This is a genomic window from Streptomyces sp. NPDC087420 (genome assembly GCF_044744165.1).
Lineage (GTDB): Bacteria > Actinomycetota > Actinomycetes > Streptomycetales > Streptomycetaceae > Streptomyces.
On record NZ_JBIUXU010000016.1, the window covers coordinates 222264 to 235448 of the forward strand.

Sequence of the window (13185 nt, forward strand, 5' to 3'; positions counted from 1 at the left end):
ACACGTGTGAAGGGGCCCGGGGAGCTGTCAGCTCCCCGGGCCCCTTCACGCCGTCACGGACACGCCTGGGGCGCGTCGCGCGGGTCAGCCGATCGGCAGGCCCCCGACCGGCAGTCCGCCGGTGGGGAGTCCGGAGGTGGGCAGGCCGCCGAGCATGGAGGCGGGGGCGGGGGCGGCGCTGCCGGAGGCGGCCGAGGCGGTCTCGCCGAGCACCTCGCCTGCGCTGCCCGCGGTGTCACCGGCCAGCTTCTGCGCGGCGGGCGTCACGGTCTTGCCGGCCGCGCCGACGGTCTTGCCCGCGGCGGGAACGGTCTTCTTGACCGCCTGGCTGCCGGCTTCGCCCGCCACGGCGGTCGTCGTCCGGGCGCCGCTGTCGACGGTGTCACCCACGGCGGCGCCGTCGAGCGCGCTGATGGCGCCGAGGTCGGTGGTCTGCGGCAGCGCCGCGGCGCCTGCGGAGCCGGCCGCACCGACCACGGGAGCTGCGCCCGCCGCGACGAGCAGCGCGGCACGGGCGATCCGACGGGTCAGGGGGAGGGACATGATGCTCCTTTGACGGGAGAGAAACAGTGCTTGTCCGTCGATCGGACACTGTGACAACCCCTCGAAGGGCGGCGGAAGTTGCGGTGCGCCCGGGTAAAGAGTTGGTAATGCGCCGCCGGGCCGGCCCCGGATAAAAACGGGCAAACAAGTGTGTTCCGTCGCGGGTGGTAAACCGTCACTCCCCAGGCGCCGCAAGGGAAGTGACCCGGACGGCCCACACCGTTCGATTCGCCGGAAGAAAGGCGGTCACGCCGGCCCCCGGGGGACTCGTGCGGGTGACGGGCCGAACTACCGCGCGGTACGGATCTGGACGTTCGCGGCGCCCGTCGCCTTCGAGGTCTCACCGGACCCCGCCCCGCCGTCCGTCCGCCAGCCCTGCCCCGCGTCCTTCGCGCTCCACACCAGGCCCGCGTAGGCGACCTCGTCGATCCGCAGGACCGACGCCTGCGCCACCGCCCACTGCGCCAGCTCCCAGCCGCGCCGCTGCGCCGCGCCGCCTTTCGCGGTACCCCCGGCCGCGTCCTTCTCCCCGGCGTCCTCCCCGGCGTCCGACTTCACGACCGCTCCCACCGGCACGAACACCTCATGGGCGGGCGCCCCCGCCGACACGCTCGCGTCCTTGGGAAGCACCCCGGGACCGAACGACCGCACCAGCTCCGCCCGTACCTTCGCCGGATCACCCGGCACCGCGCTCTCCAGCGACGAGCAGGTCAGCGCCGCCGCCGCCCGGCCGGTCAGCGCCGCCGACAGCAGCGCCGCGTCCGGCTCGTGCTTCGCGTACGCCTGCGGGAAACCACTGCGCTGCACCCGCTGCGCGGCCTCGGTCAGCGGCAGCCGCGAATAGCCAGGCACCTTGACCAGGTGGTCGTAGAACTGCCCCGCCGCGTAGACCGGATCGAGGATCTGCGCCGTCGTACCCCAGCCCTTGGAGGGGCGCTGCTGGAAGAGACCCAGCGAGTCACGGTCGCCGTGCCCCAGATTCCGCAGGGCCGACTCCTGGAGGGCCGTCGCCAGCGCGATCGTGACCGCCCGCTCCGGCAGCCCGCGCGTGGTGCCCACGGCCGAGATCACCGCCGCGTTGGCCGCCTGCTCCGGCGTCATCTCGTACACAGGACCGCCGTCGCCGCTCCCCGCACCCGCCGCCCGGACCGTGCACCGGGGAGGGCCGCCGCCACCGGTCACGTACTGGACCACGACATAGGCCACCAGGCCCAGCAGGACGGCGAAGGCGGCCGCGATCCGCAGGGGGCGGCCGCGACGGGAGGGGGAGACGGTGTCGGACACGCGCCCACCGTACTGGAGGGTCCCCGGTCCGGATCGCGTCCGTCAGGGCCCATTCCCCCCACCCCGGACGATTCGTCTAGGGTCCTGTCCATGTCCGACACCGCGCTCGACCTCACCCTGGACGGACCGGCGCTCACCGCCGCCCTCGTCGACTTCCCCTCGGTCAGCGGCGACGAGAAAGCCCTCGCCGACGCGATCGAGCTGGCGCTGCGCCCGCTGCCGCACCTGACCGTCGAGCGGTACGGCAACAACATCGTGGCCCGTACGAACCGGGGGCTCGGCGAGCGGATCGTCCTGGCCGGACACATCGACACCGTCCCCATCGCGGACAACGTGCCCTCCCGGCTCGACGGCGACGGCATCCTGTGGGGCTGCGGCACCAGCGACATGAAGTCGGGCGTCGCCGTCCAGCTGCGCATCGCCGCGACGGTCCCCGAGCCCAACCGCGACCTCACGTTCCTCTTCTACGACAACGAAGAGGTCGCCGCCGACCTCAACGGCCTCGGGCACGTCGCCGACGCCCACCCCGACTGGCTGGAGGGCGACTTCGCCATCCTGCTGGAGCCCTCCGAGGGCGAGGTCGAGGGCGGCTGCCAGGGCACCCTGCGGGTCCTCCTCCGTACGGAGGGCGAACGCGCCCACTCCGCGCGCGGCTGGATGGGGTCCAACGCGATCCACGCCGCCGCGCCGATCCTCGCCCGGCTCGCCGCGTACGAGCCCCGCAGGCCCGTGATCGACGGACTGGAGTACCGGGAGGGCCTCAACGCCGTACGGATCGAGGGCGGCGTCGCCACCAACGTCATCCCCGACTCCTGCACGGTCACCGTCAACTACCGCTACGCCCCCGACCGCGGCGAGGCGGAGGCCCTGGCCCACGTCCACGAGGTCTTCGACGGCTGCGGTGTCGCGGAGTTCGTCGTGGACGACCACTCGGGGGCGGCCCTCCCCGGCCTCTCCCACCCCGCCGCGGCGGCCTTCATGGCGGCGGTCGGCGGCACGGCCCGGCCCAAGTTCGGCTGGACGGACGTGGCGCGCTTCGGCGGGCTCGGGATCCCCGCCGTCAATTACGGCCCCGGCAACCCGCTGTTCGCCCACAAACGGGACGAACACGTGGCGGTCGAGCGGATCACCCACTGCGAGAACCGGCTGCGGGAGTGGCTCACCGCCTGACGTATTTCCGGGCCGGGGGCGGGAACGCCAGGTCTCCGCCCTGCCGACCACCGGAATTTCGCCATTTGTCACGTCCGTGGACCTACCCTTGCCCAGAACAAAGCACCGCAGCGGAGGGAGCAGCTCATGGGCATGCCTGAGGGAGCGCGGAAGCCGGAGGAGCAGAGGCTCGGACCGGTGATCCGCCGCCGGGAACAGGTGCAGGCCGGCACGACCGACCAGCGGCTGCTGGACACCGAGGGCGACTCGGAATGGGTGCACACCGACCCCTGGCGGGTGATGCGCATCCAGTCCGAGTTCGTGGAGGGCTTCGGCGCCCTCGCCGAACTGCCGAGCGCGATCAGCGTCTTCGGCTCCGCCCGTACCCCGGCCGGCACACCCGAGTACGAGGCAGGCACCCGGATCGGCCGCGCCCTGGTCGAGGCCGGATTCGCGGTGATCACGGGCGGCGGCCCGGGCGCGATGGAAGCGGCGAACAAGGGGGCACGTGAGGCGAAGGGCGTCTCCGTCGGCCTCGGGATCGAGCTGCCCTTCGAACAGGGACTCAACCCGCACGTCGACATCGGCGTGAACTTCCGCTACTTCTTCGTACGAAAGACGATGTTCGTGAAGTACGCGCAAGGATTTGTGGTCCTGCCCGGCGGCCTCGGGACCCTGGACGAACTGTTCGAGGCCCTGACCCTCGTCCAGACGCGCAAGGTCACCCGCTTCCCCATCGTGCTCTTCGGTACGGCGTACTGGGGCGGCCTGGTCGAGTGGCTGAGGAACACGGTCGTGGCGCAGGGCAAGGCCTCCGAGAAGGACCTCCTGCTCTTCCACCTCACGGACGACGTGGACGAAGCGGTGGCGCTGGTCACCAAGGAGACCGGCAAGTAGACGCTCTTGTCACGCCAGTCCCCGGCGGGCGACCGCCGGGGGCCGGTGGCCCGCGATGGACGCCACCATGTCCAGCACCTGGCGGGTCTCCGCCACCTCGTGGACGCGGTAGACCCGCGCCCCCAGCCACGCGGACACCGCCGTCGTCGCGAGCGTGCCGATCAGCCGCTCCTTGACCGGCCGGTCGAGGGTCTCCCCGACGAAGTCCTTGTTCGACAGCGACACCAGGACCGGCCAGCCGGTGTCCGCCATCTCACCCAGCCGCCGGGTCGCCTCCAGCGAGTGCCGGGTGTTCTTCCCGAAGTCGTGGCCCGGATCGATCAGGATCCCGTCCTCGCGCACCCCCAGCGCCCGCGCGCGCTCCGCGAGGCCCAGGGTGACCCGCAGGATGTCCGCCATCACGTCGTCGTACGCGATCCGGTGCGGACGCGTCCGGGGCTCGGCGCCGCCCGCGTGGGTGCACACCAGCCCGACGCCGTACCGCGCGGCCACCTCGGCCAGCTTCGGGTCCACGCCGCCCCACGCGTCGTTCAGCAGATCCGCTCCCACGTCACAGACGGCCTCGGCGACCTCGTGCCGCCAGGTGTCCACGCTGATCACCACGTCGGGGTGGCGGCGGCGGACCTCGGCCACGAAGCCGACCGTCCTGCGTGCCTCCTCCTCGGCGGTCACCTCGTCACCGGGACCGGCCTTCACCCCGCCGATGTCGATGATCGCGGCGCCCTGCGCGACGGCGTCCTCCACGCGGTCGAGGGCGGGCTCGTCGCGAAAGGTCGCCCCCTGGTCGTAGAAGGAATCAGGGGTACGGTTCACGATCGCCATGATCACCGGCTCGTCCGCCCCGAATTCCCGCCGTCCCAGCCGCAGGGTCCCGCGCATGCGTGTTTCCTTCCTCACGTCCACTCGCCTGCGACCTTAGACCGCGTCTCCGCCGGGTGGCGGCGGCGCGGGGTTCGGTCCCGGGCGCCGGCACCCGGGAGCGGCGCCGGGTCGGTCTCCGCCGCGATCCCATGGCACGATCGGCACCGGACGTTTCCTGCCCGGGGAGAAGCACGTGTTCTTGTTCTTGCTCATCGCGATGGTCGTGGTCGTCGCCGGGGTCACCCTCGCGGTGGTCGGCGGCGGCGACAGCGCGGTCCTGCCGGAGACCGCGCCCGAACAGCTGGTGGACCCGCTGCCCGCGACACGCCCGGTCGGCCGCGCGGATGTCGAGGCCCTGCGCCTGCCCGTCGCGCTGCGCGGCTACCGCATGGCCGACGTGGACGACGCCCTCGGCCGCCTCGGCGCGGAACTGGCGGAGCGCGACGCGCGGATCGCCGAGCTGGAGGCGGCGCTCGCGGGGGCCCAGGCAACGGCGGTCTCCTCGCCCGACCTCTTCAAGAAGCCCGGCTGGGAAGGCCCCCGATGACCGGTGCGGAGCCTGCGGCCGGCGCGGTGGTGGGCGCGGACGGGCGCCTGCGCTGCCCGTGGGGCACGTCCGCGGAGGACTACGTCACGTACCACGACTCCGAGTGGGGCCGGCCCGTCCACGGCGACGACGCGCTCTTCGAGCGGATCTCCCTGGAGGCGTTCCAGTCCGGCCTTTCCTGGATCACGATCCTGCGGCGGCGGGAGGGGTTCCGGGAGGCGTTCGGGTCCTTCCACATCGCCACTGTGGCGAAGTTCACGGACGCGGACCGTACGCGCCTGCTGGCGGACCCGGGGATCATCCGCAACCGCGCGAAGATCGACGCGACGCTGGCGAACGCGGTTGTCCTGGCGGGGTGGTCGCCGGGGGAGCTGGACGACCTGATCTGGTCGTACGCCCCCGACCCGACGACGCGCCCGGCGCCCCGGACGGGGGCGGACGTCCCGGCGGTGACGGAGGAGTCCACGGCGCTTGCGAAGTCCTTGAAGGGCCGGGGGATCCGCTTTGTGGGCCCGACGACGGCGTACGCCTTGATGCAGGCGTGCGGGCTCGTCAACGACCACGTTTTGGGCTGCGAGTTCCGCTGATCGTTTTGCCCGGTGTTCGTTGCTGTTACTGATTGTCCTCAATCGCCGGACGGGCTTGGTTTGTCGTGGTGGCGGGGGGTGGGGCCTCCGGAGGTACGTATGTCCGGACTGCATGTTTTACGTCGCGTTCAGCGACTTGTCTTAGCAACGGTCGCCATGCGACACAAAACACGCTCTACGTCCGGACACACGCACCTCCTCCGACCCCGCCCCCCCCTCACGCCGGACGGGAAGTGAACGACTCCCCCCGCCCCGGAGCGGGCAAAATCAAGCCCGTCCGGCGATTGAGGACAAAAGGCCCGGCCCGGAGGGCGTCAGCGGCCTACGAACCTTGCCGGCGTCTTCGACAGGAACGCCTCGACCGCGATTCCGTGGTCGTCGGAGGAACCCGCCACCGACTGCAACTCCGCCTCCTTCGACAGCGCCTCCTCCAACGTCCGCCCCGCCCCATACGCCAGCGACTCCTTCAGCGACGCGTACGCCGCCGTCGGCCCGGACGCCAAAGTCCGCGCCACCGACAAAGCCTCAGCGGCCAGCGAACCCGCCGGGACCACCCGGTTCACCAGCCCCAGCGCCAACGCCTCGTCCGCCCGCACCGACCGGGGGAACATCAGCAGATCCGCCGCCCGCCCCGCGCCGATCAGGCGCGGCAGCGTCCACGACACCCCCGAGTCCGCCGTCAGCGCCACCCCCGCGAACGCCGTCGTGAAGGACGCCGTGTCCGACACCACCCGGTAGTCCGCCGCGAGGGCGAAGCCGAGGCCCGCCCCCGCCGCGACCCCGTTCACCGCCGCCACGACCGGCTTCCGCATCGACGTGATCGCGAGGACGATCGGGTTGTAGTGCTCGCGCACCGTCCGCATCGTGTCGTCCGAGCCCCGCTCCCGGTCCGCCGCGCGCAGCGCCACGTGCTCCTTGAGGTCCTGGCCCACCGAGAACGCCCGGTCACCCGCCGCCGTCAGCAGCACACCCCGAACGGCCGGGTCCGCCCCCGCCGCCTCCAGGGTGTCCCGCAGCGCGGACTTCGTCGCCACGTCGAGCGCGTTCATGGCCTCGGGCCGGTTGATCGTGATCGTTGCGAGTCCGTCACTCACCTCGTACAGCACGGTGTCGGCCATGATCGGGTCCCTTCGCGGCTCGGGCAGTCCTGTCCGGGTCCAGCATGGCCCAGGAAAGTCGGCCACCGGGTCCCGGCGGCGGCGAAGTATCGCAGGCGGATCGCCGAATTGAGTGGTTTTGCGGAAGCGCGTTGCGCAAGCGATGCCGACCGATGTTGGTCATCGGGTCCCGCCATGCGGGATAATGGCCTGGAAGCAATGTGTTCGATGCCGGTGACACAGCGCCTGTCATGGGGCCGCCGGCGGCGATGAGCTGGTTTCAGGAAGGGGAACGAGCATGGCGGCCATGAAGCCGCGGACGGGCGACGGCCCGCTCGAGGTGACCAAGGAGGGGCGGGGCATCGTCATGCGCGTTCCGCTCGAAGGCGGCGGTCGGCTCGTCGTCGAGCTGACCCCGGACGAGGCGGATGCCCTCGGCGACGCTCTCAAGAAGGTCGTCGGCTGAGCGGAACGCACAGTCTTCGGGGTCGTGCGTCACCCCCGGATCGACACCACAGCTGCCCCGGCACGGATCAGGTCCGCGCCGGGGCAGCCTTTTTCTGCGCGCGCACGCGGAAGCGCGCCCACGCGGTGGCGCACACGCGCGAAGGAATGCCGTGAACGGCGCCCACCACGAGAAGAAGGCTCAGCCCCGCCGGACCGCGCACAGCAGCCCGTCCCCCACCGGCAGCAGCGCCGACTGGAGTTCCTGGCTCTCCCGCACGGCCCGCAGCAGCTCCCGCAGCCGCAGCACCTCCGCCTGCTGCGCCGCGGAGTCCACCGTCCGGCCGTCCGCGAACATGCCTTCGAAGCAGACCAGACCGCCGGGCCGCAGCAGCCGCAGCGACTCGTCGAGGTAGTCGAGGGACTCCAGCCGGTCCCCGTCGCAGAAGACGAGGTCGTACCCGCCGTCGGCGAGCCGGGGCAGGACGTCGAGGGCGCGGCCGGGGATGAAGCGCGCGCGGTTGCCGGTGAAGCCGGCCGCGCGGAAGGTCTGCCGGGCGAACTGCTGGCGCTCCGGTTCGGTGTCGACCGTGGTCAGCACGCCGTCGGGCCGCATGCCCTGGAGCAGGTACGTCCCTGAGACACCCGTCCCGGTGCCGATCTCGGCCACCGATTTCGCGTCCAGGGTGGCGGCGAGCAGACGCAGCGCGGCACCGGTGCCCGGTGACACCGAGCGAAGCCCCGTCTCATGGGCCCTGTCGCGGGCCCAGTGGAGTGCTTCGTCCTCGGCGACGTAGGCGTCGGAGAACGCCCAGCTCGTCTGCCGGTTGGCGGTAATGACCCTCTCCTTGTCCCCGTTGGCGGCGCAACGGTGACTGTATCCGCTGCGCCCGGGAACCCGCAGATGGGACCGGGCGTTATGAGGGGGCGGGCAGCACGGTGATGAGCGGCTGGGATCGGCCCCATATTCACGTAAAGATTCTTATCCGGAGCTAACGGGCGAGGTGGCTATGGTAGGGGCTCGACTGGACACCACCAGAGCCGATAGGGGAGGTGCGGCTGAGCCTGTGGATCGGGGAGGAGTGCTCCGGCGCTTCCTCGGGTCGGCGGGTGAGCCGAAATCCGTGACCAACTTCGCTGACCGTTCTCGCTCCAACGACTCCGCAGTTACGGCGACTTTCGCATCGGATGCGGACGCGCAGGCGTGGACGCCCCCCAGCTGGGAGGAGATCGTCAGCACGCACAGCGGACGCGTCTACCGCCTCGCCTACCGGCTGACGGGCAACCAGCACGACGCGGAGGATCTGACCCAGGAAGTCTTCGTCCGGGTCTTCCGATCGCTGTCGACCTACACCCCCGGCACGTTCGAGGGCTGGCTGCACCGCATCACCACCAACCTCTTCCTCGACATGGTCCGCCGCAAGCAGCGGATCCGGTTCGACGCGCTCGGTGACGACGCGGCGGAGCGGCTGCCCAGCCGTGAGCCGTCCCCGCAGCAGGTCTTCCACGACACCCACTTCGACGCGGACGTCCAGCAGGCGCTGGACACCCTCGCGCCCGAGTTCCGTGCCGCGGTGGTGCTCTGTGACATCGAGGGACTGTCGTACGAGGAGATCGCGGCGACTCTCGGTGTCAAGCTCGGCACCGTGCGCAGCCGGATCCACCGCGGGCGTTCGCACCTGCGCAAGGCCCTCCAGCACCGTTCGCCCGAGGCCCGGGCCGAGCAGCGTGCCTTCGTGAGCGTGGCCGGGGAGGGCGGATCGGCGTGACTGCCACCAGCCCGACCCCCGCCGAACAGCATCTGGGGGACCGACTCGCCGCCTTGGTGGACGGGGAGCTGGACCATGACGCGCGTGAGCGTGTGCTGGCCCATCTCGCGACCTGCGCCAAGTGCAAGGCGGAGGCCGACGCGCAGCGCCGCCTCAAGAACGTGTTCGCACAGGCGGCCGGACCTCCGATGTCGGCCGGCCTGCTCGCCAGACTCCAGGGGCTGCCCGGCGGTCCCTCCGGTTGGGACGACGACGACCCCCGTCGAGGTCTCTTCGACGGGGGCGCTTTCGGGAACGGTGTCTTCGGGGTGCGCTCGGGCGGGTTCGACTACGAACCGGCCGTGGCCCACTCCGGGATGATCCCGGGCGGCTCCGGATTCCGTATCCACGAGGTCGGGCGCGAGGCGGCGGAGCGTTCCCCGTGGCGCGCACGGCGGTTCGCGTTCGCCGCGGCGAGCGCGGTGTCCTTCGCCGCGATGGCGCTCGGCGGTTCCGTGCCGCTCGGCACGGCGGCCGACGTGCTGCCCCGCGGCGCGGGCAACAATGTGACGCCCCTGCGGGCCCCGGCGGGGAACACGGCCCCGGCGCCCCTCGGCGCGGAGACCGGCCGCCGCTTCGGCGGTGCCCCGCCCTCGGTGTCGCTGGTCCGGCAGGCACCCTCGGCGCCTCCCGGGATGCTCAACAGCCCGTATCTGAGCAGCCCGTATCTGACCACGCCGTCCCTGGCGCCCTATCTGCAACCCACGGGCCCGGCCCTCCAGGTCGACGCGCCCTCCGGGACGAGCCCGACGGCGACCCCGCGCCCCTCCCAGCTCGCGGCTCCGACCCTGCCGCTCTCGTCCGCCCGCTGACCGCGTCCTGCGCACCGATTCGTAAACCTGGTTGAATCCTCACAGGGGTGCCCCCGTCGGGGCGCGGAGCGGCAGTTGCGGGGAGAGCATGGACGACGGGAAGCCCACCGGACCCAAGGCGACGTGGTGGAGCCGACCCGCGCCGGGCCGGGTGCCGGAGCAGGAGCCACACGGGCACCCGCGGCCGTTGCCCGAGCCACAGGAACACGCGCGGCCGTCGCCCGAGCCGCAGCAACACGCACAGCCGCTGCACGAGCCCGACGCCTACAGCACTCCGCCCTACGGCGGCCCCGGCCCTTGGGCGCCCGCGCCTCCCGTACAGGTGCCGACCCCGGCGCACGGTGTGTTCCTGCCCCCGGCGGACCGCCCGCGGGCCGACCAGGCCGACCAGGCCTCCCCGGCCGGCCCGGGTGGCCCCGGCCTCCCCGGAGGCCCGCAGTGGGGTCCGTACGACCCCTGGGGCGTCCCCGGACAGCAGCCGTTCACCGACCAGGGCACCCCGCCGCGCCCGCGCAGGCGCGTCGGGATCGTGGGGGCTCTGCTGTTCGCGCTGCTCACCGGCGTTGTCGGCGGCGCGGTCGGCGCGAACGTGGAACGCAACAACGGCTTCGGCAGCGTCGAACTCCCGCAGGCCGGCCCCGACCTCGGCGACCGCGCGCCCGACAGCGTCGCCGGGATCGCCGCCAGCGCCCTGCCCAGCGTCGTCACCCTGCATGTCAGCGGCGCCGACGAGCAGGGCACCGGCACGGGCTTCGTCCTCGACCGGCAGGGCCACATCCTGACGAACAACCATGTCGTCCAGCCGGCGGGCGCCTCCGGCGAGATCTCCGTCACGTTCAGCGGCGGCGAGACCGCGCGGGCGAAGATCGTCGGCAAGGACAGCGGATACGACCTCGCGGTCGTGAAGGTCTCCGGCGTCTCCGGCCTCAAGCCGCTGCCGCTGGGCAATTCCGACAACGTCCGGGTCGGCGACCCGGTGGTGGCCATCGGCGCCCCCTTCGACCTCTCCAACACCGTGACGTCCGGCATCATCAGCGCCAGGGAACGCCCCATCACCGCGGGCGGGGAGAGCGGCGACGGCAGTGACGTCAGCTACGTCGACGCGCTCCAGACCGACGCCCCGATCAACCCCGGCAACTCGGGCGGCCCGCTGGTGGACAGCAAGGCCCGGGTCATCGGCATCAACAGCGCCATCCGTGCCGCCGACACCGGCGGCGGCGCCGAGGGCGGCCAGGCCGGCTCCATAGGGCTCGGCTTCGCCATACCGATCAACCAGGGCAAGCGGGTCGCCGAGGAACTCATCAACACCGGCAAGGCCGCCCACCCGGTGATCGGTGTGAGCCTCGACATGGAGTACACGGGCGACGGCGCCCGCGTCGGCAAGGAGGCGGCGGACGGCAGCCCCTCGGTGGTGCCCGGCGGCGGCGCCGCGAAGGCCGGGATCCGGTCCGGGGACGTCATCACCGAGGTGGACGGCCAACGTGTGCACAGCGGCCAGGAACTGATCGTCAAGATCCGCGCCCACCGCCCCGGCGACCGGCTGGCACTGACCGTGGTGCGCGGCGGCAGGGAGCGGACCGTGAACCTGACCCTGGGATCCGCGAACGGCACCTGACGGACACCGGAAGGTACCGCCCGGACAGTTCGGGCAGGTACCGTGGAACGGCCCGGCACCCGAGCCCCCTCAAGCCAGGACAGAACCGTCACGGCGGGGGGTCAGGAGACCACACGGAGAACACGAGGAGCAGCTAGGTGTTCAATGACATAGGACCGCTTGAGCTGGTCACGCTGGTCGTCCTCGCCGTGCTCGTCTTCGGTCCCGAGAAGCTGCCCAAGGTCATCCAGGACGCCACCCGGTTCATCCGGAAGATCCGTGAGTTCTCCGACAGCGCCAAGGAGGACATCAAGTCCGAGCTGGGCCCGGAGTTCAAGGACTTCGAGTTCGAGGACCTCAACCCGAAGACGTTCGTGCGCAAGCACCTGACGGACGGCGACGAGGACACCTTCGGCCTCAAGGAGATCCGCTCCTCGTTCGATCTCCGCAAGGAGATCACGGACGTCGCCGACGCGGTGAACAGCCGGGAGGACGCCTCGGCGGCCAAGGACACGCCCGTGGCCGCCACGTCCGCGGTGAACGGTTCCGGGGGCACGCCGGACCTGCTGAAGAAGCGCGAAAACCCCGATCGGGACGACCGGCCCCCCTTCGACGCAGACGCCACCTGAGTACGACCTATCCCAACGAGTCGGGACCGGGTGGCTATCCTCCATCTGTCCGGCAGTGAGGCGCCCGTCGGGGGCGGGCCGCTCCGGACACCGAGATCGAGGAGGCGTCCGGGTAGATGGAGACGACGAGTCGGGCAGGGGCGCGGACCGCGTCCAGCTCATCCACTGCCGAGGGGGTGCCAGCAGCCCGGCGTACGGTCGAAGGCTATCTGCGGGCAGCTTTCCCCTGGTACGGGCTGGACGAGGCGTTCACGGGACCCCGCTGGCTGATGCAGGTCGGCGCCGCCGCGGACGGCACCGTCCAGCACGGTTCCACCGGCCACGGCGAGGAGCCGACGATAAGACCGGACGCGTCGGGCGCGGACAAGGAGAGGTTCGCGGTTGTGGTGACCGTCGCGGCCGGACCCGTACGCCGAACCGGTGATGGTACGGGGCATCTGGACGCCACGACGGTGTCCTCGGCGGCCTGGCTGGCCGGCTCGGGGCTGCTGGTGTCCACCTGGCCCGCGCAGCTCGACCACATGCTGCGCGACGACTGGCTGGCCCAGCAGACCGAGGCCGCGTTCGAACTGGCCGACGACCTGGAAGGCGCCGACTGGTCCGCGCTCTCCCTGCCGGTCGACGGGGTGCCGACGCCCTTCCACTACCGCGAGACCGAGTTCGGCTGGGTCCTGGCCGGCTCGGCGCAGAGCGGGGTCCACATCGGCGCGTACGGCCGCGGCATGAGCGCGTACGGCCTCGGCTTCTCGGCGATCGAGGACATCACGTCGTACGCCCACTAGCGCTTCGTACAGCGGGGCACGACGGACAGGGTGAGGGGCGGCGGCCGCGGGCGCCGCCCCCCCCCCCCGCCCCCGCCCCCCGCCCCCCCGGGGCGGGGGGGCAGAAAATGTTACTCGGGGGGGTACCCCCCGACAAGCCCCCCACGCCCCC

At 72.0% G+C, this 13185-nt stretch carries 14 protein-coding genes and 1 pseudogene; 10 read left to right on the plus strand and 5 right to left on the minus strand.

All coding sequences use genetic code 11. The features are described 5' to 3' along the window. Window positions 1–84 precede the first annotated feature (84 nt). Window positions 85–543 carry an ATP-binding protein gene (locus ACIO1C_RS30875; RefSeq protein ID WP_401869645.1) on the minus strand — a complete coding sequence of 153 codons (459 nt, stop codon included), beginning with the start codon at window positions 541–543 and terminating at the stop codon, window positions 85–87. A gap of 288 nt (window positions 544–831) precedes the next feature. After that, a complete protein-coding gene (locus ACIO1C_RS30880) occupies window positions 832–1827 on the minus strand; it encodes a hypothetical protein (protein ID WP_401869648.1) in 996 nt (331 codons plus the stop codon). Window positions 1828–1917: 90 nt separating this feature from the next. On the opposite strand from ACIO1C_RS30880, the gene dapE reads away from it, so the two are divergent. Then, on the plus strand, window positions 1918–2997 hold the full coding sequence (dapE, locus tag ACIO1C_RS30885; protein WP_401869650.1) for a succinyl-diaminopimelate desuccinylase: 1080 nt from the start codon (window positions 1918–1920) through the stop codon (window positions 2995–2997). 126 nt (window positions 2998–3123) lie between these two features. Next, complete coding sequence (locus ACIO1C_RS30890) at window positions 3124–3873, plus strand: TIGR00730 family Rossman fold protein (RefSeq protein ID WP_401869653.1); 750 nt, start codon at window positions 3124–3126, stop codon at window positions 3871–3873. 9 nt (window positions 3874–3882) lie between these two features. Here the strand turns inward: ACIO1C_RS30890 and folP are convergent, their stop codons facing one another. Then, entirely contained in the window at window positions 3883–4752 is an 870-nt protein-coding gene (gene folP / locus ACIO1C_RS30895) for a dihydropteroate synthase (RefSeq protein ID WP_401869656.1), read from the minus strand. Between the two features lie 175 nt (window positions 4753–4927). Here folP and ACIO1C_RS30900 point away from each other — a divergent pair, with 175 nt between their 5' ends. Both ACIO1C_RS30900 and ACIO1C_RS30905 read left to right on the plus strand, forming a co-directional pair. Then, the gene (locus tag ACIO1C_RS30900) at window positions 4928–5281 is read left to right on the plus strand and encodes a DivIVA domain-containing protein (protein WP_401869658.1); all 354 of its coding nucleotides are present in this window, start codon (window positions 4928–4930) and stop codon (window positions 5279–5281) included. Then, window positions 5278–5868, plus strand: coding sequence for a DNA-3-methyladenine glycosylase I (locus tag ACIO1C_RS30905; RefSeq protein ID WP_401869661.1), 591 nt, complete (start codon window positions 5278–5280; stop codon window positions 5866–5868). The genes ACIO1C_RS30900 and ACIO1C_RS30905 overlap by 4 nt, the downstream gene beginning before the upstream one ends. A gap of 314 nt (window positions 5869–6182) precedes the next feature. Here the strand turns inward: ACIO1C_RS30905 and ACIO1C_RS30910 are convergent, their stop codons facing one another. Further along, window positions 6183–6986 (minus strand): enoyl-CoA hydratase/isomerase family protein, encoded by an 804-nt coding sequence (locus ACIO1C_RS30910; RefSeq protein WP_401869663.1) that lies wholly within the window; start codon window positions 6984–6986, stop codon window positions 6183–6185. 277 nt (window positions 6987–7263) lie between these two features. Between ACIO1C_RS30910 and ACIO1C_RS30915 the strand changes: the two genes are divergently transcribed. Next, complete coding sequence (locus tag ACIO1C_RS30915; protein ID WP_003966491.1) at window positions 7264–7431, plus strand: DUF3117 domain-containing protein; 168 nt, start codon at window positions 7264–7266, stop codon at window positions 7429–7431. Window positions 7432–7611: 180 nt separating this feature from the next. Here ACIO1C_RS30915 and ACIO1C_RS30920 read toward each other — a convergent pair. Next, a pseudogene (locus ACIO1C_RS30920) lies at window positions 7612–8278 on the minus strand (O-methyltransferase). A gap of 141 nt (window positions 8279–8419) precedes the next feature. Between ACIO1C_RS30920 and sigE the strand changes: the two are divergent. The 5 genes from sigE to ACIO1C_RS30945 all read left to right on the plus strand — a co-directional run bounded on the left by sigE (window position 8420) and on the right by ACIO1C_RS30945 (window position 13034). Then, entirely contained in the window at window positions 8420–9178 is a 759-nt protein-coding gene (gene sigE, locus ACIO1C_RS30925; RefSeq protein ID WP_401869665.1) for an RNA polymerase sigma factor SigE, read from the plus strand. Next, window positions 9175–10029, plus strand: coding sequence for a zf-HC2 domain-containing protein (locus ACIO1C_RS30930; RefSeq protein WP_401869668.1), 855 nt, complete (start codon window positions 9175–9177; stop codon window positions 10027–10029). The genes sigE and ACIO1C_RS30930 overlap by 4 nt, the downstream gene beginning before the upstream one ends. A gap of 88 nt (window positions 10030–10117) precedes the next feature. Beyond that, window positions 10118–11644 (plus strand): trypsin-like peptidase domain-containing protein, encoded by a 1527-nt coding sequence (locus ACIO1C_RS30935; protein ID WP_401869670.1) that lies wholly within the window; start codon window positions 10118–10120, stop codon window positions 11642–11644. A 137-nt stretch (window positions 11645–11781) separates the two neighbouring features. After that, window positions 11782–12252, plus strand: a complete 471-nt coding sequence (locus ACIO1C_RS30940) for a sec-independent translocase (protein ID WP_401869672.1) — start codon at window positions 11782–11784, stop codon at window positions 12250–12252. A 116-nt stretch (window positions 12253–12368) separates the two neighbouring features. Beyond that, the gene (locus tag ACIO1C_RS30945) at window positions 12369–13034 is read left to right on the plus strand and encodes a hypothetical protein (RefSeq protein ID WP_401869675.1); all 666 of its coding nucleotides are present in this window, start codon (window positions 12369–12371) and stop codon (window positions 13032–13034) included. Window positions 13035–13185: the final 151 nt, after the last annotated feature.